This window comes from Pseudoalteromonas sp. SS15, assembly GCF_049257195.1.
GTDB lineage: Bacteria > Pseudomonadota > Gammaproteobacteria > Enterobacterales > Alteromonadaceae > Pseudoalteromonas.
Window position 1 is genome coordinate 1 of sequence record NZ_JBMMUD010000013.1, and the last position, 17,858, is coordinate 17,858.

18 protein-coding genes and 2 tRNA genes are annotated in these 17,858 nt (G+C 43.3%); 10 read left to right on the forward strand and 10 right to left on the reverse strand.

Annotation, left to right across the window (positions count from 1 at the left end):
- Positions 1-777 precede the first annotated feature (777 nt).
- From AAEU28_RS19560 to AAEU28_RS19575, 4 genes are all read right to left on the reverse strand, one after another.
- Positions 778-1,149 carry a hypothetical protein gene (locus AAEU28_RS19560; RefSeq protein WP_421965607.1) on the reverse strand — a complete coding sequence of 124 codons (372 nt, stop codon included), beginning with the start codon at positions 1,147-1,149 and terminating at the stop codon, positions 778-780.
- 11 nt (positions 1,150-1,160) lie between these two features.
- On the reverse strand, positions 1,161-1,682 hold the full coding sequence (locus AAEU28_RS19565) for a hypothetical protein (RefSeq protein ID WP_421965608.1): 522 nt from the start codon (positions 1,680-1,682) through the stop codon (positions 1,161-1,163).
- Positions 1,683-1,926: 244 nt separating this feature from the next.
- Positions 1,927-2,019, reverse strand: a tRNA-Ser gene (locus AAEU28_RS19570).
- 17 nt (positions 2,020-2,036) lie between these two features.
- Positions 2,037-2,127: transfer RNA gene (locus AAEU28_RS19575), tRNA-Ser, on the reverse strand.
- A 535-nt stretch (positions 2,128-2,662) separates the two neighbouring features.
- On the opposite strand from AAEU28_RS19575, the gene AAEU28_RS19580 reads away from it, so the two are divergent.
- Entirely contained in the window at positions 2,663-3,481 is an 819-nt protein-coding gene (locus tag AAEU28_RS19580) for a diacylglycerol/lipid kinase family protein (protein WP_421965609.1), read from the forward strand.
- Between the two features lie 60 nt (positions 3,482-3,541).
- Here the strand turns inward: AAEU28_RS19580 and AAEU28_RS19585 are convergent, their stop codons facing one another.
- Positions 3,542-4,330, reverse strand: coding sequence for a YggN family protein (locus AAEU28_RS19585; protein WP_421965610.1), 789 nt, complete (start codon positions 4,328-4,330; stop codon positions 3,542-3,544).
- A 271-nt stretch (positions 4,331-4,601) separates the two neighbouring features.
- Between AAEU28_RS19585 and AAEU28_RS19590 the strand changes: the two genes are divergently transcribed.
- Both AAEU28_RS19590 and AAEU28_RS19595 read left to right on the forward strand, forming a co-directional pair.
- Positions 4,602-4,784, forward strand: a complete 183-nt coding sequence (locus AAEU28_RS19590; protein ID WP_138480097.1) for a PA3496 family putative envelope integrity protein — start codon at positions 4,602-4,604, stop codon at positions 4,782-4,784.
- A gap of 144 nt (positions 4,785-4,928) precedes the next feature.
- Positions 4,929-5,576, forward strand: a complete 648-nt coding sequence (locus AAEU28_RS19595) for a cytochrome b/b6 domain-containing protein (RefSeq protein WP_421965611.1) — start codon at positions 4,929-4,931, stop codon at positions 5,574-5,576.
- A 74-nt stretch (positions 5,577-5,650) separates the two neighbouring features.
- Here the strand turns inward: AAEU28_RS19595 and sthA are convergent, their stop codons facing one another.
- Both sthA and AAEU28_RS19605 read right to left on the reverse strand, forming a co-directional pair.
- Positions 5,651-7,039, reverse strand: a complete 1,389-nt coding sequence (gene sthA / locus AAEU28_RS19600; RefSeq protein ID WP_421965654.1) for a Si-specific NAD(P)(+) transhydrogenase — start codon at positions 7,037-7,039, stop codon at positions 5,651-5,653.
- 82 nt (positions 7,040-7,121) lie between these two features.
- On the reverse strand, positions 7,122-8,249 hold the full coding sequence (locus tag AAEU28_RS19605) for an acyl-CoA desaturase (RefSeq protein ID WP_421965612.1): 1,128 nt from the start codon (positions 8,247-8,249) through the stop codon (positions 7,122-7,124).
- 103 nt (positions 8,250-8,352) lie between these two features.
- Here AAEU28_RS19605 and fabR point away from each other — a divergent pair, with 103 nt between their 5' ends.
- From fabR to AAEU28_RS19640, 7 genes are all read left to right on the forward strand, one after another.
- The gene (fabR, locus tag AAEU28_RS19610; protein WP_058028411.1) at positions 8,353-8,979 is read left to right on the forward strand and encodes an HTH-type transcriptional repressor FabR; all 627 of its coding nucleotides are present in this window, start codon (positions 8,353-8,355) and stop codon (positions 8,977-8,979) included.
- A 445-nt stretch (positions 8,980-9,424) separates the two neighbouring features.
- Positions 9,425-10,972: a 2-isopropylmalate synthase gene (leuA, locus tag AAEU28_RS19615; protein ID WP_421965613.1), complete on the forward strand. Its 1,548-nt coding sequence runs from the start codon at positions 9,425-9,427 to the stop codon at positions 10,970-10,972.
- Positions 10,969-12,045: a 3-isopropylmalate dehydrogenase gene (gene leuB, locus AAEU28_RS19620; protein ID WP_138480089.1), complete on the forward strand. Its 1,077-nt coding sequence runs from the start codon at positions 10,969-10,971 to the stop codon at positions 12,043-12,045. The genes leuA and leuB overlap by 4 nt, the downstream gene beginning before the upstream one ends.
- A gap of 51 nt (positions 12,046-12,096) precedes the next feature.
- Positions 12,097-13,497, forward strand: coding sequence for a 3-isopropylmalate dehydratase large subunit (gene leuC / locus AAEU28_RS19625; protein WP_421965614.1), 1,401 nt, complete (start codon positions 12,097-12,099; stop codon positions 13,495-13,497).
- On the forward strand, positions 13,497-14,096 hold the full coding sequence (leuD, locus tag AAEU28_RS19630) for a 3-isopropylmalate dehydratase small subunit (protein WP_421965615.1): 600 nt from the start codon (positions 13,497-13,499) through the stop codon (positions 14,094-14,096). Before leuC ends, leuD begins: the two co-directional genes overlap by 1 nt.
- 87 nt (positions 14,097-14,183) lie before the next feature.
- Positions 14,184-14,774 carry a hypothetical protein gene (locus tag AAEU28_RS19635; protein WP_421965616.1) on the forward strand — a complete coding sequence of 197 codons (591 nt, stop codon included), beginning with the start codon at positions 14,184-14,186 and terminating at the stop codon, positions 14,772-14,774.
- Positions 14,775-14,865: 91 nt separating this feature from the next.
- A complete protein-coding gene (locus tag AAEU28_RS19640) occupies positions 14,866-15,282 on the forward strand; it encodes a globin family protein (RefSeq protein WP_421965617.1) in 417 nt (138 codons plus the stop codon).
- A gap of 15 nt (positions 15,283-15,297) precedes the next feature.
- Here AAEU28_RS19640 and AAEU28_RS19645 read toward each other — a convergent pair whose 3' ends face one another.
- Genes AAEU28_RS19645 through AAEU28_RS19655 form a run of 3 tightly spaced genes read right to left on the reverse strand, consistent with a single transcriptional unit; the run spans position 15,298 to position 17,781 of the window.
- The gene (locus tag AAEU28_RS19645) at positions 15,298-15,657 is read right to left on the reverse strand and encodes a hypothetical protein (protein ID WP_421965618.1); all 360 of its coding nucleotides are present in this window, start codon (positions 15,655-15,657) and stop codon (positions 15,298-15,300) included.
- 52 nt (positions 15,658-15,709) lie between these two features.
- The gene (locus tag AAEU28_RS19650; protein WP_421965619.1) at positions 15,710-16,090 is read right to left on the reverse strand and encodes a hypothetical protein; all 381 of its coding nucleotides are present in this window, start codon (positions 16,088-16,090) and stop codon (positions 15,710-15,712) included.
- The gene (locus tag AAEU28_RS19655) at positions 16,090-17,781 is read right to left on the reverse strand and encodes a S41 family peptidase (RefSeq protein WP_421965620.1); all 1,692 of its coding nucleotides are present in this window, start codon (positions 17,779-17,781) and stop codon (positions 16,090-16,092) included. The genes AAEU28_RS19650 and AAEU28_RS19655 overlap by 1 nt, the downstream gene beginning before the upstream one ends.
- Positions 17,782-17,858 lie beyond the last annotated feature (77 nt).

The following is a 17,858-nucleotide window of genomic DNA, read 5'->3' on the forward strand; positions in this document are numbered from 1 at the left end:
CATGCCGAACTCAGAAGTGAAACGAAACAGCGTCGATGATAGTGTGGGCTTCCCATGTGAAAGTAGAACATCGCCAGGGCCTAATTAGAGAAAGCCCGATTCGAAAGAGTCGGGCTTTTTTGCTTTTATGGTGCTAAATCGTCCTGCACGGTGATGAGGTAATGCTCGGTGATAAAAAGATGAATTAGCGCAAGGTGAAGAGAGCAGCCTTCACAGTAGCCACTCTGTTCATTTTGAAACTCTTTTCACACGCGTAAATAACTAAACCCTCAACTTCAGTTAAACTAATTCAGTTCACCTTGCGCGAAAAGAATGTAAGCGCTGCGCGCTTGTCATAAACCTTTCGCACTATACTTGCGCAAAAGAAGCGCTCTCACTGCGTTCGCAGTCGCTAATTTTGCACGATAGCGCAAGGTGAAATGAGCAGCCTTCACCGAGCTTAATATAGACGCCCTCAACATCGGCTAAACTGGTTTATCTCACCTTGCGCAAAGCAAATGTACTCGCTTTGCTCGCTGTCATTAACTTTGCACCTAATTTGAAACAAGCTTAACTAATGGCTATGCTTAAGGGGTATTTTGAAAAGGTTAGATGTGTGTCGATATACTTAATTTATTTACTTGTTATGTTTGCTTTATTCGGCACATCAGCGAGTTATTTTGCGCGTTTTATTTATCGCTATTGGGTTCATAAAGATATGGATCAAATGCTGATCTATAAAGCTGGGGGGTGCGCCCTATTGATTATGACATTGTCAGCAATAGGGGCTTTGCTGTTTTAGTTACTTACTGTGAAGCTCTCACACTTGCTTTTAATACACAGAGATTGAATAGGAAGCACTTGCTTGCAAGTTTCATCAGGGGTTTGTCTTTCGTTGAGTATGCGCTCTTGTGCAGTTTCGGCATTAGCTAGGCGTTCCACTTCATTTTCATCAACATTCTTAGTCGAAAACACAACATAGTTACTTGGGCCACCACACGCAGCTCTCTCACCCACACCTATTACTTTACATTGAAAGCTCGCATCACAGCTTAGATCAGCTACATAAGCTTTCAGGGTGTTGCTCTCTTCGATCTGAGTACCTGTTGAGGACTGGCAGCCTGACAACATGAGCAGAGTTGATGTAACTAGGGCCAAAACTGTTTTCATGTATGTTCCTTTTATTGCGCGATATAAGTACTGTCGTTTAGTGTAACACACTTGTTATTGATACATTGTGTCGTCGGCTTAGTTAACATGGCGCAGATGCTTTGCATACCTGATTGCGCATTATAAAGACTCTCGTACTTTGTCAGTTTATCTGCAACAGTTTTGGCTGTCTCATCAGTTGTAGTTTTAGTTGAGTAAAGCATATAGTGGCTAGGACCACCACAAGCTCGGTTGCCAGCAGCTATTACCTTACATTGTGCATTGGAGTCACACTCATTGTTTTTCTCTATTGTGCTTATATCAGCTCTAAGAGAGTTTAAAGTTTCTTGAGATACCTTTTCTAAACCTAGCTCAGCTTTATCTACCTTTGGCAGCTCGGTTACTTTAGGTGCTGACGCAGGCTTATCTTCCGTTGTAGAGGTCACCTTTCCAGCGCTCTGTGGTTTTGCCTGTTCGGTATTATTCATTTCATCAGTTTGACCACAGGCTGATAAGACGAATAACACGGCTGTGAAAATAATGGCTTTTTGCATAACTCGTTTCGCTCTTTTTTCAATCAGTTTGCATCTTATTGAAAATTTATTCAAGCATAGTGAAAATGAACCGGTTATGTAGAACAATGACTTAATATATTAATAAAGCACTTTCTGTTTAGTTGCTTTACTCACGTTAAAATAGATTGTTGAACAGAGAAGGGATATCAACCGTTTATGGATTTGATGTGACTAAAATTCAGGCATAAAAAAACCGCTGTTAAGCGGTTTTAATACAAGTTAATGGCGGAGAAGGAGGGATTCGAACCCTCGATAGGGCTACAAACCCTATACTCCCTTAGCAGGGGAGCGCCTTCAGCCACTCGGCCACCTCTCCGGCGCAAACTTTAAATGTGGCGGAGAGATAGGGATTTGAACCCTAGATACGCTATTAACGTATGCCGGTTTTCAAGACCGGTGCTTTCAACCACTCAGCCATCTCTCCATGGGCAAAGATAATACTCAGCGATTATGCTGCTGTAAATAGCTTTTGATTTGTTTGCCTAAAAATTAACCTAAAATTAAAGAAAAAATTCTTTTTTTTAGCTTAGATAGCCACATCGGTTAAATTGTGTATAGTGAAATCAAAAAGATAAGCGCTTTAAACGGTTACTTATATTGAGCCATATGAGCCGTCGACAGTTTCTGAGCGCAGACCGCAAAAAGAGACTGCCAGCTAAAGCTTGGCTTTTTAATCTTTGATTTCTTTAAGCGAGGTTGCGTGTTGCTGCACGCCGCAGCTGTCTGGATCATGATGAGCTCCTAAGTTATGTAAGTGAGTAGTACTTGATTGAGTGTATTTTGCATTCGATTTGATTAATTTAAAAACAATAAAAATTGCTGTTTTCGGATAAGTTTTTCTAATGATTTTTGTTCTGATTTATGATTTTTGAATATTTATTCTTATCTTTTTTTCATGTTTTAAGGGCTTTCTCGGTACTTTGTGAATAATTATTTAATAAGCTAGGTTAATTAATTTTATGCTCGTTGTTGTAAAGCCAAGTGATTCGCCTTTTATAGAAGCGCAGGTTAAATGGTTAGAAGAAGAATGTGTAAAAAGAGGTCTCAAAAATCAGTGGTTTTTTACATCAGGATGTTTTGAAACTGATGTCACCGCTATTAAGCAAAAGCTGGCAGAAGTAGAAACGGTTGTTGCAGTTGGCGGCGATGGTACATTACATTTGGTCGCGAATGCATTGGCGAATTCACCTGTTTCGCTTGCTGTGCTGCCTGCTGGCACGGGTAACGATTTTGTTAGGCAGTTCGGTTATTCAGAGCAGCAATGGCGAGCCCTGGTTTTTTCTGAATCTTTTAGGTTATTAGATTTAGGTAAAGTCAATCATCGTTTTTTCATTAATGTTGCTGGTATAGGGTTTAATGCTGCAGTTGTAAAAGATATGAATACGTTCCAAACCCGTCATAAGCTGAGCTATATTTTTGCGGGCATTAAGCACTTACTTAGCTTTAAACATACTTCATCGCATGACCCCTCTCTGATGCGTGTATTTGCAAATGGTCAGTTTTTTGCTGCAGGCTTAAAAGTAGCGCCGAGTGCTAGGGTTGATAATGGCAAGCTATTAATGCTGCATTTTAGGGCTGAGTCTTTACTGAGTAGACTTTGGAGCTTTTTACTGATGCTAGTACATCAGCATGAAAAGTCATCTCATCTTGAGGTGAGTGAGTTGATGGAGTATGAAATCTCTGATCCTGATCTGTTAGTTGAAGCTGATGGCGAAATGATAGGAGAGACACCCGCAGTCGTTAAAGTCTGTCGAGGGGCACTTAAAATGAGGCTATAAAAAGAGCTGACATTAGTCAGCTCATAAAGGGAGATAATTAATACTGTAATCTAATAATGCTTATTTAGATTTAAAGTTGAAAAGCTGATAGCCATTCATTGCTGGGATCTGCGCAACTAAATTAGTTTCTGCATGTGCAATACCTTCAAATTTATCGCATAAGCCATTTGCTTGTTCTTCAATTTGCTTTGCTTGTAACTGCACTTTTTCTTCAATTTGTTTGCCCATGTTTTCCATGCGCGTTTCAAAGCTTTCCATGTCGCCGCCTGAGCTGACCATTTCAGAGCCGACCATCATTAAGATACTACCGATTGATTCCATCATGGCTGACTCGACGGCTTCTTCTATGTGAGTTTCAAAGTGATTATCAAAATTTTCTCCGAACTCATGAAAGGTCTTTTCGCCCATGACAAATGCACCTTGTTGATAGAAGGTATCACTGATCTCAACGTGTAGTTCATCCATCAGACCGTTAAGAGACTCTAGTCCTTGTAGGTTGAACGCTTGCGCTACTTCATCCAATGCAACACCAGCAAGCTTTACGCCGTCAAGAGCGATATTTGCCACTTGTGGTAGTTGTACCCTGAGTGAATCTGCATAATTCGCTAGGGCTGTTTTTTGATCGTAGGTTAGGGTGATTGCTTGTCCATCAACATAAAGCTCACCATAGCTGTCAATCGTTAGTTGTTTATTATTCTCTGCAGTGATCTGTAGTTGATTCGGCGTGATGCGAACATCATTCTGGAAATCGACTTGGCACTGGTCGCTGCTAATTTGAATACCGTGATCCTCATGTGCGATTGCTGAAGTACTTAAAATTAGCGTTGTTGCTAGCATAAACTTTTTCATAATTATCATTCCTATTGATAGACTCGATGATTACTTATCAAGATGAATGCCAAAAATTAAAGTTATTTAAATTCATATTGTTACGTGTTTTTGTTTTCTTTTTGTAAGTGTGTTTATAGCTGAAATAAAAATAAAAGTGGTTTATTTAACCAATTATTACGATTTTTAACATTGAGGTCTCCATGCTAAGTCGCATCGTAAAGTTTGCAAACCTTAAAAATCGAGCTAATTATTAATTCAGTATTGTGCTTATAGTCATGAGGTTGTCACCATGCGTAATTCCTTTTCTGAAGATGCGCCTATTGATGATGAGTTTGGTGCGGAGTTAGATGATTTAAATACAGAGTCTTCTAGCATTCAAAAGCGCCGTGCTCGAAAAAGGTTAGAAGATTATTTTGAACAAAAGCGCTTACGCGAATGCTTAGGTGATGATGAGTTTGGAGATATTGATTAAACAAAGCGCACTGTTTGTAGCTAGTTTCTCCGCTTAGATCAAAGTCAGTGCTGAAAGTAACTCTGCGTTAAATCTCAACTATCTAGACACGCTCCCGCAGTACGTCATAATGGTGCGCATGGCATAAAATAGTTTGAGATTAATATGGGCAAAGTTAAGGTTTGGGATGGCTTTATTCGAGGCTTTCACTGGTTGTTGGTTATTGCGTTAGGTGTGCTGTATATCAGTGGTGAAGAAGGCTGGTTAGAGTTACACTTTGTGACTGGTTATGTGTTGTTAGCACTGATGTTAGCCCGATTAATTTGGGGTGTAATTGGTAGTGAAACAGCTAGGCTAAGCAAGTTGATTAATCATCCGACAAAGGTTGTTAATGCATTAAAAGGCAAAGAAGACAGAGTAGGTCACAATGCTGCAGGCAGTCTGATGGTTGTGCTGTTTTTTGTGTTGATCCTTCTACAACTCGTCACAGGGTTATTTACCACAGATGATATTCTTGTGGATGGCCCTTTGGTACAGTATGTCAGTTATGATCTTGTTGAGTTAGCAGGGTCAATACACCACAGTAATATCGATTTTATAATTGCCGCAATTGTATTACATATTTTGGCTATCATTGCCTATCGTTTTAAAGGTAAAAACCTCATCAAAACGCTTTTAACAGGCACAGCAGAATCAAGCTTGCAACAACCAAAAATGAAGGCTGGCTGGATCGCTTATATCATCTTTGCTCTGTTAGCGGCGGCGTTAATTTTCTTATGGGGCGTGGAACCTTTAAATCAATTAATTGCATAAGCCAAAACTTGAATGAATAAAAAACCCGATAAACTCAGTTTATCGGGTTTTTGCATTCTTATGTGGTGAGCTTCTTAATCACTTAATCGGTTTAAACCATTCAATGCAGCTACACGATAGGCTTCAGCCATGGTTGGATAGTTAAAGGTGGTATTAACAAAGTACTCGATGTTATTTCCCGGGCCTTTTTGTTCCATGATTGCCTGGCCGATATGAACGATTTCTGAGGCACGCTCACCGAAGCAGTGAACACCTAAGATCTCTTTAGTTTCCGAGTGGAATAACAGCTTCAAGCTACCTACTTGTGTGCCTGTGATCTGCGCACGTGCAAGGTGTTTAAACTGTGCTCTACCGACTTCGTAAGGAATTTTAGCTGCTGTTAGCTCTTGCTCTGTTTTGCCCACCGAACTCATTTCAGGAATGGTATAAATACCTGCAGGAATGTCATTGATCAGCTTCTCGCTACAACCACCTGAAACAATGGCTTTGGCTGCGATACGGCCCTGGTCGAATGCGGCACTGGCTAAACTTGGATAACCAATCACATCACCAACAGCATAAATGTTATCGATTTCTGTTTGGTAGCTATCGTTTACTTTTAATTGTCCACGGCCATCGGCTTTTAGGCCTACAGCGGCAAGATTAAGCTTATCTGTATTACCGGTTCTACCATTGGCAAATAAAATGCAATCGGCACGTACGCGCTTACCTGATTGCAGATGCAGCACGACGCCATGCTCATGTGGTTCAACTTTGGCAAACTCTTCATTATGGCGAATAACAATGCCGCTATTCCAGAAGTGGTAACTTAGCGCATCAGAGATCTCTGCATCCATAAATGCCAGTAATCTATCGCGGGTATTGATCAAATCAACTTTTGCACCTAGACCTTTAAAGATAGAAGCATACTCACAGCCAATAACACCGGCACCATAGATTAAAACGCGCTGAGGGTCATGCTCTAGGCTTAAAATGGTGTCACTGTCATATATTCTAGGATGAGAGAAATCGACACCAGGTGGACGATATGGGCGTGAGCCTGTGGCAATCACAATAATCGGTGCCGTGATCACTTCATAAGATCCATCTGCATGTGTCACTTTAATTGAGTAACGGTCAATGAAGCTGGCATCACCTTGAAATAACTCAATGCGGTTTCTGTCATAAAAGCTACTGCGCAGGTTTGACTGCTTAGAGATCACATTACTGGCATGGTTAAGAATATCGCCAAAGGTTAAACGCTGCGGTTTTTCAGTGAGGCTGAAAAGTGGGTTTTGCTTATATTCAATTAAGCGACTAACAGAGTGTCTGAGTGCTTTTGAAGGAATAGTGCCCCAGTGAACGCAGCCACCACCAACCGCTTTATGGCGTTCGATAACAGCAACTCGTTTGTGGCTTTTAGATAGGTTCATGGCGGCACCTTCACCGCCAGGACCTGAACCTATGATAATGGCGTCATACATAAATGACGCCGGCTTGTCTGTATTTGATTCTGCTTTTTGTTTGGCCACAGCCCCTCCTCAACTTGCGAGTTGGCTATCACCGTTAGGCGTTCGATAATAGCCTTGCATTTAGTGCTAACCATGCTTGTTTTTGCGTTTGCCAAGCAGCTTCAAGTTCTTTGTATTGCTTGGCAATTGCCGAAGTATCACATTGCTCACGCATGGAATCAGCTTTTGCTTCTAATAACTGCTTTTGTGCCGCACAAAAGGTTTGTAACTTTTTTAGAAGCAAATCATATTCTTGTTGTAACAATGTAAGCTGATCTTGGGCTAAAGGCAATTTTGCCAGCTTAACTTTAGTCTTAAGTAACAAGGTTTCAGCTTTGGCTTTTTCGATACGCTCGACTGGTGTGCGTTTGAGTTTGCTGGCAAGGCCGACTGCCGCAAATGCACGGATCATCCATTTTGTTGGGTCGTAGTGGTACCAACGAATGCCATTGCGATAGTCACTGGCAAAAATATGGTGGAAATTGTGATAGCCCTCACCGTAGGTGAACAATGCTAAAAAGCCATTATCACGGGCGGTATTTTTCTCTGTATATGGGCGAGAGCCCCAAATATGCGCCAGTGAGTTGATAAAGAAAGTAAAGTGCTGACTTAATACCAGTCTTAACACACCCGCTAATAGCAACATACCAATAATGTCACCAAAAAGTGCACCTAGCAGTAATGGAATACCCACATTCGTTAGTAACACAAGTTTCATGTAATGACGGTGTTGAAACATCACGATAGGGTTGCGTTGTAAGTCTCTGGCATTGCTGTAATCGCCATAGTTTTTACCCTGGTAGTCTCGCAACATCCAACCAATGTGGCTATACCAAAAGCCATTGGTTGCGGCATATGGGTCTTTGATAGGATCATCGACTTGACCATGGTGAACACGGTGGTCGCTACTCCAGTGCAATGCACTATTTTGCAGTGCGAATGCACCGCCTAGTGCAAATACCCATTGCACTGCTGGGTGAGCTTCATATGTTTTGTGCGCCCATAAGCGGTGGTAACCCGCGGTGATTGATAAACCGGCATAAAACATACAGGCAACAAAAGCTATCCAAGTGCTGGTTTCAAAGCCATGGGTTATTCCATACCACGGCACTAGGGTAATGGCTGCCAAAAATGACAGGGCAAAAAATAAAACATTTGTCCAAATGAGAGGGGGTTTTTTCATCTTAAAAAATCTCAGCGTACACTTGTACGCTAAAATAGTATTTCATTCTCATCACGTCAAGTATTAGACTGCACAAGTTATCGATAAACTCTAGGGAGAAAATATGTCAGGTGTTCGTGCACAACAAAAACAAAAAACCCGACAAGCCTTGATTGTAGCTGCATTTAACCAGCTCAGTGCGGAACATAGTTTTTCTAATTTGAGTTTAAGAGAAGTGGCAAGAGAAGCGGGTATTGCACCGACTTCGTTTTACCGACACTTTAAGGACATGAATGAACTCGGTTTAACCATGGTTGATGAAGCGGGCTTAACATTACGCCAACTGATGCGACAAGCACGCCGTCGAATAGCAAGTGGTGGCAGTGTGATCAATACCTCTGTGCTGACTTTTATGGAGTTCATCGACACCTCGAGTAACCAATTTAGATTGTTGTTACGAGAGCGTTCAGGCACATCAAAAGCATTTCGTGCTGCAGTCGCTCGTGAAATTCAGCATTTTATTTTAGAGCTTGCGCATTACTTAGAAGCTGAAACCCCATGCGATGCGAATCATGCTTATATGCAAGCTGAAGCGATGGTTACCTTGGTATTTAATGCTGGTGCAGATGCACTAGATCAAGACACACAGCAACGAGAAGAATTAACCGAACGCCTGATTTGGCAGTTGCGTTATATCGCCAAGGGCGCGAACCATTACGGCACACATCAAGTAAATTCAAAGCCTTCATAAAAAAATCATATAAAAATTAATCTACTCGATTGTTTACTGTTCAAATTTAAAAAGACCCTTAACTTTTATGTTTAAGGGTTTTTTTATTCCCCTGCATATCTTCATCTGCTTTTTTGTTTCTTTCTTGATTCTGTTTTTGCTGGTTTGTTGAATTGTTTATGCTTGATCTTATGTGTTGTGGCATGTTAAAAATCGCATCAGTTACAGCATAAATACAAAACATGCAGATTTAAAAATGAAAAAGTTCACACAATTGTCACTGCTATTAAACCTCTTACTGATCAAGTATCGGTGCGGGGCGGTGTGCGTGTGAAATGCAGCATAACGAAAACCCCGCACATTGCGGGGTTTTTTGTTTGTACGCTGTTATCTAATGACTGATTAAAACTATTTGCTTATAGCGATGGTGTTCAAAGGGCGATACAAAGGGGTGAGGAGCTAAGGTATGAATGATAAGGTTTGGATTTTTGATACAACATTAAGAGACGGTGAGCAGGCGCTAAAGGCGAGCTTAACTGAAGATGATAAAGTACAGCTTGCACATGCCATTAGCCGCCTTAATGTGGATGTCATGGAAGTCGGCTTCCCGGTTTCAAGCCCTGCAGATTTTCGGGCAGTACAGCGCATCGCCACTGAAATTAAAGGCCCTGCGATTTGTGGTTTAGCCCGCGCTGTGGCAAAAGACATCGAAGCCTGTGGTGAAGCATTGCGACCTGCAGAGCAAAGTCGTATTCATACCTTCATTGCAACCAGCCCTTTACACCTTGAACACAAGTTACGTATGAGCCTAGATGATGCGACTGCGATGGCGGTGAAATCAATCAAGCTAGCTCGCAATTACACCGATGACGTGGAGTTTTCGTGTGAAGATGCCGGCCGTACTCCGCATTGGGATTTATGTCGCATTGTTGAGCAAGCGATTAAAGCGGGCGCTTCAACCATCAACTTACCTGATACCGTGGGCTATGTGACGCCTGACGAGTATGCCGCGATGATCCACCATTTAATGAATAACGTGCCAAATATCGACCAAGCGCGTTTAAGTGTGCATTGTCATAACGATTTAGGTTTGGCGGTGGCAAACTCGATTGCTGCAGTGCAAGCCGGTGCGCGACAAATCGAATGTACGATTAATGGTATTGGTGAGCGAGCGGGTAACTGTTCGTTAGAAGAAGTGGCGATGATTATGAAGATGCGTCACGACCATTTAGGTGTTTACACCGATATTCGCAGCGAAGAGATTTACCGTGCGTCGCGCCAAGTTGAAACCATTTGCAATATGCCTGTGCAGCCGAATAAGGCTATTGTCGGTGAAAACGCCTTTGCGCACAGCTCAGGCATTCACCAAGATGGTGTGTTAAAAGCACAAAACACCTACGAGATCATGGCCCCAGAAACCGTGGGTGTACCAAACAACCAATTAAATATGACCTCGCGTTCAGGTCGCCATGTCATTGAGCATCGCTTAGAAGAATTAGGCTATCAAAAGTCTGACTATGACATGGATAGCTTATATGACAGCTTCTTAGCGCTAGCGGACCAAAAAGGCACAGTCTATGACTATGACCTAGAAGCCATGATCTACTTTAATCAGATCAGTGATAAAGACGAAACTTACCAACTTGAGTTTGTAAACTCAGCGTCAAACTCTCAATCAGTCGCCAGCTCGACTATTGGCATGACAGTTGGTGGGCAATCAAGGCAAGAAGCTGCCACGGGCAATGGCCCGGTCGAAGCCTCATTCAAAGCCATTGAACGTATTACGGGCATGGCGGTTGAAGTGATTGAATACAACCTAGATGCCACAGGCCAAGGTGCAAGCTCACTTGGCCAGGTAAATATTATTGCTAAATACGATGGTCGCCAATATCACGGCGCCGGCCTTGCTGCCGACATCGTAGAAGCCTCAGTACGCGCCATGATCCGCGTATATAACTTAATTGACAGAGCACAAAAAGTGTCTGACTTAAAACAACAAAGGAAAGCAGGATGAGCCAACAAAGTTACCAAGTCGCCGTTTTAGCTGGAGATGGCATCGGCCCTGAAGTCATGTCTGCCGCCGAGCAAGTATTAGATGCGGTTAGCGCGAAGTTTAATTTTACGCTACAACGTGAGCACCATGCCATTGGTGGTGCTGCCATTGATGAATTTGGTGCTGCGCTTCCTGACTCTACTTTAGCGGCATGTGAAAAAGCGGATGCCATTTTATTTGGCTCAGTAGGTGGCCCTAAGTGGGAGCACTTACCACCGAACGAACAGCCAGAGCGAGCATCTTTACTACCCCTTCGTAAGCACTTTGGTTTGTTCTGTAACTTGCGTCCCGCACAGCTATTACCTGCACTGAGCGCCGCGTCTCCTCTTCGAGCGGATATCAGTGCGCAAGGTTTTGATATTTTATGTGTGCGCGAGTTAACAGGCGGTATTTATTTTGGTGAAAAAGGCCGAGAAGGCGAGGGTGCGAGTGAAGCTGCATTCGACACACAACGTTATTCTCGTGCTGAAATTGAGCGCATCGCGCGTTTTGCTTTCGAAGCAGCGAGACTTCGCAGTAACCATGTTACTTCAGTTGATAAAGCTAATGTATTGGCATCAAGCGTACTATGGCGCGAAGTTGTCACCGAAGTCAGCAAAGACTACCCAGAAGTAACGCTTGATTATATTTATGTAGACAATGCAGCAATGCAGCTTGTGAAGCAACCAAGCCAGTTTGATGTGTTACTTTGCGACAACCTGTTTGGCGATATCTTGTCAGACGAATGCGCGATGATCACAGGCTCTATGGGCTTATTACCATCGGCCAGTTTAAACCAATCAGGCTTTGGTTTATATGAGCCTGCAGGTGGCTCGGCGCCAGATATTGCAGGTAAGGGCATTGCAAATCCGATTGCACAAATTCTGAGTGCGGCCTTAATGCTTCGTTATTCTTTAGGGCAAGATGAAGCGGCACGCACAATTGAGAAGGCTGTGGCAGAAGCCGTTGCTGCAGGTGTTGGCACGCCAGATATCTACCCTCAAGGCGGTTACACCACACAAGACGTAGCACAAGCAATCGTTTCACGTATTTAATTTTGGCTGATGGCTGCACCGTCATGCAGCCAAGATAAGAGGATGTAGCAAGTGGCTCAGACCTTATACGATAAAATTTGGCAATCTCATGTGGTTGCACAAATCAACGAACAAACCGATTTACTTTATATTGATCGTCACTTAGTACATGAAGTGACCTCACCACAGGCATTTGCGGGACTGCGCGAGAATAACCGCAAAGTACGTTGCCCGGAGAAAACTTTTGCGACCATGGATCATAACGTTTCGACTAAGAGTCGTTCGTTAGATGCCGCAAGTGAAGTATCGAAAAACCAATTAATGGCGCTTGCGCAAAACTGTAAAGACTTTGGTATTGAGTTGTATGACTTAAACTCGATTAACCAAGGGATTGTGCATGTCATGGGTCCTGAACAGGGGATCACCTTACCGGGGACTACAATTGTATGTGGTGATAGCCATACCTCAACACACGGTGCATTTGGTGCCTTAGCGCATGGTATTGGCACGTCTGAAGTAGAGCACGTATTAGCAACGCAAACACTACAGCAGAAAAAAGCCAAATCATTGAAGATCCAAATTAATGGTGTGCTGCGTCCAACCGTGACCTCAAAAGATTTAATTCTAGCTGTGATTGGCAAGCTAGGCACCGCTGGTGGCACGGGCTATGTGGCAGAGTTTTGTGGCGAAGGCATCGAAGCGCTATCAATGGAAGCGCGCATGACGCTGTGTAATATGAGCATCGAAATGGGTGCCAAAGCGGGTTTAATCGCGCCAGACGAGACGACGTTTGCCTATCTAGAAGGGCGTCCGTTCGCACCCAAAGGGGATGATTTCAAAGCCGCCGTTGAATATTGGCAGACACTGAAGTCAGACGAAAACGCACACTTTGATTTAGTGGTTGAGTTAGACGCACAAGATATTCAGCCACAAGTGACTTGGGGCACAAGCCCAGAGCAAGTTATTGGCATTGATGAGCGAGTACCAAACCCAGACGAAGAAGCAGATTTAATCAAAGCTGATGCCATGCGTGCAGCGTTGAAGTATATGGGTCTTGAAGCGGGCCAGAAGTTATCTGATGCAAAAGTCGATACCGTATTTATCGGTTCTTGTACTAACAGCCGCATTGAAGATTTGCGTGCAGCCGCTGAAATTGTCAATGGCAAGCAGGTTGCGACTGGCGTTGAAGCTTTGATAGTACCGGGTTCAGGCCTAGTAAAACAGCAGGCAGAACAAGAAGGCTTAGCGGATATTTTCAAAGCGGCAGGGTTTGAATGGCGTGAGCCAGGTTGCTCTATGTGTCTTGCAATGAACGATGACAAGTTGGGCGCTGAAAAGCGCTGTGCTTCGACCTCTAACCGTAACTTTGAAGGTCGTCAGGGCCGCGGTGGTCGAACTCACTTAGTGAGTCCTGCGATGGCGGCAGCAGCGGCGATAGCCGGTCACTTTACAGATATTAGAGGAGCGGTGTAATGGCGGTTTATCATCAAGGTTTATTGGCACCTTTAGACAAAAATAACGTCGATACCGATCAAATCATTCCAAAGCAGTTTTTAACTTCAACCAGTCGTGACGGCTTTGATAAAGCACTGTTTTATGACTGGCGCTATTTAGATGATGGCAGTGCGAATCCTGACTTTGTGTTAAACGCTGACTGTTACCAAGGGGCTTCGGTATTATTAACGCGTGATAACTTTGGTTGTGGCTCATCTCGTGAGCATGCCCCTTGGGCATTAAAGCAGTATGGATTTACTGTGATCTTGGCGCAAAGTTTTGCAGATATTTTCTTTAACAACTGTGGTAATAACCAGATGTTGTGTATCGCACTATCGGCAGACACATTAGATAGCCTGTTTGCGATTGCCGAGCAGCATCAAGATATTCAGGTTGAAATCGATTTAGAAAATCAGCAGATCCGCAGTCAGTATTTCGATGCCATCAACTTTGATGTACGTTCAGATATCAAAGCGCGTTTATTAAGTGGCTTAGATTTTATTGGTGAGACTGAGCAATTGAATACACAAATCGATGCGTTTGAAGCTAACTTAGCCGCTGATCGCCCTTGGCAATAAAACTAACAACTCAGCGTTAATCGCGTTTCTTTGCATCTAACCAGAGAGCTGACTACTCTCTGGTTTTTCTTTTTTAGGACAAGCATAATGAAAAAAAGCCTAGCCGTTCTTGCGCTACTTGTTAGTGGTTCAGCCATCGCGCGTCCAGCGCCGCTGGTATCAATTCCAACCCATGATGCATTCTTCGATAAAATTGCAGCGCATTGTGGTAAAGCGTATCAAGGTAAAGTAACCCTGGATAACCAAGGCCCGAGCAAGTTTAATGAATCCAAGCTTGTGATGCACGTGCGTCGTTGCAGTGAAAAAGAACTGCAAGTGCCTTTTCATGTGGGTAAAGATGCATCTCGTACTTGGATCATCACTAAAACAGGCAGTGGTTTGAGTTTGAAGCACGACCACCGTTTAGAAAATGGCGATGATGATCCGTCAACCATGTATGGCGGCCATACCGTTGATGCAGGCTTTGCAAACGTGCAGTCTTTCCCAGCTGATCAGTATTCAAAAGAGTTGTTTGTTAGCCAAGGTATTCCTCAATCAATAGGCAACACGTGGCAAATGTACATTTATGACGATCAGTTTACTTACCGTTTAGTGCGTGAAGGTCGCGAGTTTAGAGTTGATTTTGATTTAACGAAACCGATCGCACCACCAAAAGCACCTTGGGGTTATAAAGACTAGTCTTAATTCGCTTTTTGACACTATTGCGACTAGCTTTAGAACTATCGTGATGGTGTCGAATGATTCGGCATCAGCCAACATGAGGTTAGTTATGTCGATCACCGAAAGGCAAAAAAAGCTAGTACAACGTAGCTTTGTGCAAATAGAGCCCCATGCAGAAGAAGCTGCAGCGCTTTTCTATCAAACCCTCTTTCAATATGATCCGTCACTCAAGCAGCTATTTAAAAGTGATATTAAAAGCCAAGGGCAAAAGTTAATGATGACCTTGCGCGTAGCAGTGAGGGGGCTTGATGACATAAATGCGCTGGTGCCCGTACTTCATCAATTGGCTGAGCGGCATGTGGGGTATGGGGTGCAGGCCAAAGACTTTACTCCGGTAGGCAATGCGCTTTTATATACTTTAAAAATGGGGTTAGGGGATGCTTGGACACCTGAGTTGCGCCAAGCATGGGTTGATACGTTTCGAATGATTGCAACCGTGATGAAGGCGCATACGTTTAATAGCTAAGCGCAGTAAAGTTTTTTATCTAGGCACGCATTTTACTTCGGCTTGCAGGTCTGGTTGATAAGCACGGGGGTGAGTCGGTAACCTTTCAAAGTCTTGCACACCTTTTTGTAAGGTCAGCTGCGCATTCATGCCTTGGCAAAGCTTTTCTGAATGTCTTAATAAAAATACGCTCTGCCGGGTGAAGTGTGCGTAATCATCTGAGCGGATCTTTAAGAAGTAGTGGTCATCGCTGAATTTAGTTTGTTCGTAATGGATTTTGTGATCAAAGTCATATACTTTTTCAGGCTTACCTAATGGTGTCGGCGTGTGATGACAAGCGGTGAGTAGTCCAGCTAATGCCCCAAAAGCCAATAATTTAATCCATTGTATTTTCATAACAGCCCCAAAGTTGATGAGTTGGCGAGGTCCATACGCCTCTAAAAGCAGGTTATTCTACCATGGGTTGGCAAGAAACGCTTTTTAGTAATACAAATTGCGCAGTCTTAGGGTAGAAAAGCACACAGCCTGTTTCTCTTAGTTGTAGCACAAATCGCTGAACAGTCAGTGAATGTGCACCGAGAATAGGGTTTCCTGCATCATCAGTTGAGCGGCCATGTTCTAGCAATAATTCGTTATTGTTCAGGAAAACCGTATCAGACAACAGCGGTGCGACTCCGCCTTTTAGTGAAACGATGGCTTGCTGTAATTCCGCTTTCATGGTCGGGGTGGTATGTTTTATAACCGCAGGAATAGGTTTTATCGGTTGGGTGTGTGTACACCCAACCAACAATGTTACACCCAAAAGTAGGGTAACGAGTCTGCAGTGCATTACTGCTCTTTCACCTTGATATCAACCATGCTATTGCGCATTGGGTGGAATGGCTGAGCGATATTAAGGCTGTCATCTAACACTGTTTTCTGCATACTTGGCGCACGGTTAGCGGTTTCTTTTGCCGCAACAGGACAAGCGCCAGTTTCAATATGTGTTAGCGCCGCAGCTAGCATACCTTCTTGCTTGTCACCAAGCTGTTTTGAGAAGTCATCGGCGACATTACAGCCTGGCACTCTCGCTGATAGGCCTGCTTCAGAGTTTTCGTTTTCAACTGGGATAAATCCGTCAGCGTAGTCACCGAACTCTTTGGCGTTTGCGCCCTTAAATTGTACTGTATAGTAGACTTCGCCACAGTTTGGAGTCGGGGTGAAGCCATATGGTTTACCACAGGTTTGTCCACCAATCAGTACCACATTCACATCGATACCGCGCAAGCCATTGATCAATGACTCACTGGCAGAACAAGTGCCTGCACTTGAAAGTATATATACAGTATCTAGGCTTACACTTGGTAAGATTTGATTAGTGTATACGCTCGCGTTCCAATCAATTTTGCGATTTTCAAACGTATAATAATCTTCTTCAGTGCTAGCCGCTTCAATTTTGTCATTGCGCAGCGTACGACTGAACACCTTTGCATTATTTTGCGCGCTCTTAGCAGCTCCGTTATTTTCACTTGCTCGTGTTTGCTCTTCACCGGCTACCATGTAACCAAGCTGAGCAGACATCACAACTAAGCCACCACCGTTGTAGCGCATGTCGAGTACAAGCTCATTGATGTTTTCATTTGAAAACTGCTGGAATGCTGTAACGAGCGGATCTTGACCAACAGAAATAAATTGGTTGAATTGTACATAACCTACTTTTTTGTCAGCGTGCTGTATCACTTGTGCATTTTGAACAGGGGTTGATTGCACATCACCTGCCGTCATTACAATCTCGATAGGATTCTCTTCACCTTCACGCTGAATAGTAAAGGTGTGTTCTTCACCAGCTTTAGGCAGTAAACCTGCATTTAGTTTATCTACACCAGCCGAATCAGAGGTATTTATATCTGTACCATTAATGGCTATAACCGTGTCACCTCGAAGCAGGCCTGCTTTGTCAGCTGGAGAACCGTCTTGTGTGAAAGCAGCTCTAAGCACGCGAGGCGGGGTGGTACTAATGAACGCCCATCTTACGCCATAACCTGATACCACGCCCGATTGCGCTTCTTTTTTAAAGTCATCGTAACTTTCAGAATAATGGAATTGGTCTTTTGCCTTGCCTGAGTCGGTAATCGCGGTCGTTTTTAACTGTGCGAAATACTCACCGACTGAATCAAATGATTTAGGGTCGTTGTCTTCTACTTCGTCATACCAAAGATAAGTTTCGTTGGTATATGAGCGTAAGAACATTTTTTCATGCATTTCAGTCCCTGCTTTATCAGGGTAAGGTGCGTTTTCGTATGGGTCAGTGCCAACGCGAGGCGTTTTACATTGATTAACAAAACTGCTCGAGGGATCGTACTTATTTAGCGTCCAAGTAGGCTCTGTTACTGTTCCACCAGTGCTGCCTGTGTTTGTTGAGGGCGTTGTAGGTGTTGCTGTTTGTTGATTTTCGTTATTTGAGCTACCACCGCCACAACCAACCAATACTGTTGCAGATAAAGCAAGCGCAATGCTGAAGCTTAATGTATTTAGTTTCATAATATATTCCTATCACATCGTGTGTGATCAAAATACCAACAAGTGTTTGTAAACACAATTGGTACAACTTGATAAAG

Excerpts from the sequence above, each read along its gene's own strand:
- AAEU28_RS19560 (WP_421965607.1), bottom strand. The coding sequence starts at position 1,149 with ATGAAAACAGTTTTGGCCCTAGTTACATCAACTCTGCTCATGTTGTCA.
- AAEU28_RS19565 (WP_421965608.1), bottom strand. The coding sequence starts at position 1,682 with ATGCAAAAAGCCATTATTTTCACAGCCGTGTTATTCGTCTTATCAGCC.
- AAEU28_RS19580 (WP_421965609.1), top strand. The coding sequence starts at position 2,663 with ATGCTCGTTGTTGTAAAGCCAAGTGATTCGCCTTTTATAGAAGCGCAG.
- AAEU28_RS19585 (WP_421965610.1), bottom strand. The coding sequence starts at position 4,330 with ATGAAAAAGTTTATGCTAGCAACAACGCTAATTTTAAGTACTTCAGCA.
- AAEU28_RS19590 (WP_138480097.1), top strand. The coding sequence starts at position 4,602 with ATGCGTAATTCCTTTTCTGAAGATGCGCCTATTGATGATGAGTTTGGT.
- AAEU28_RS19595 (WP_421965611.1), top strand. The coding sequence starts at position 4,929 with ATGGGCAAAGTTAAGGTTTGGGATGGCTTTATTCGAGGCTTTCACTGG.
- sthA (WP_421965654.1), bottom strand. The coding sequence starts at position 7,039 with ATGTATGACGCCATTATCATAGGTTCAGGTCCTGGCGGTGAAGGTGCC.
- AAEU28_RS19605 (WP_421965612.1), bottom strand. The coding sequence starts at position 8,249 with ATGAAAAAACCCCCTCTCATTTGGACAAATGTTTTATTTTTTGCCCTG.
- fabR (WP_058028411.1), top strand. The coding sequence starts at position 8,353 with ATGTCAGGTGTTCGTGCACAACAAAAACAAAAAACCCGACAAGCCTTG.
- leuA (WP_421965613.1), top strand. The coding sequence starts at position 9,425 with ATGAATGATAAGGTTTGGATTTTTGATACAACATTAAGAGACGGTGAG.
- leuB (WP_138480089.1), top strand. The coding sequence starts at position 10,969 with ATGAGCCAACAAAGTTACCAAGTCGCCGTTTTAGCTGGAGATGGCATC.
- leuD (WP_421965615.1), top strand. The coding sequence starts at position 13,497 with ATGGCGGTTTATCATCAAGGTTTATTGGCACCTTTAGACAAAAATAAC.
- AAEU28_RS19635 (WP_421965616.1), top strand. The coding sequence starts at position 14,184 with ATGAAAAAAAGCCTAGCCGTTCTTGCGCTACTTGTTAGTGGTTCAGCC.
- AAEU28_RS19640 (WP_421965617.1), top strand. The coding sequence starts at position 14,866 with ATGTCGATCACCGAAAGGCAAAAAAAGCTAGTACAACGTAGCTTTGTG.
- AAEU28_RS19645 (WP_421965618.1), bottom strand. The coding sequence starts at position 15,657 with ATGAAAATACAATGGATTAAATTATTGGCTTTTGGGGCATTAGCTGGA.
- AAEU28_RS19650 (WP_421965619.1), bottom strand. The coding sequence starts at position 16,090 with ATGCACTGCAGACTCGTTACCCTACTTTTGGGTGTAACATTGTTGGTT.
- AAEU28_RS19655 (WP_421965620.1), bottom strand. The coding sequence starts at position 17,781 with ATGAAACTAAATACATTAAGCTTCAGCATTGCGCTTGCTTTATCTGCA.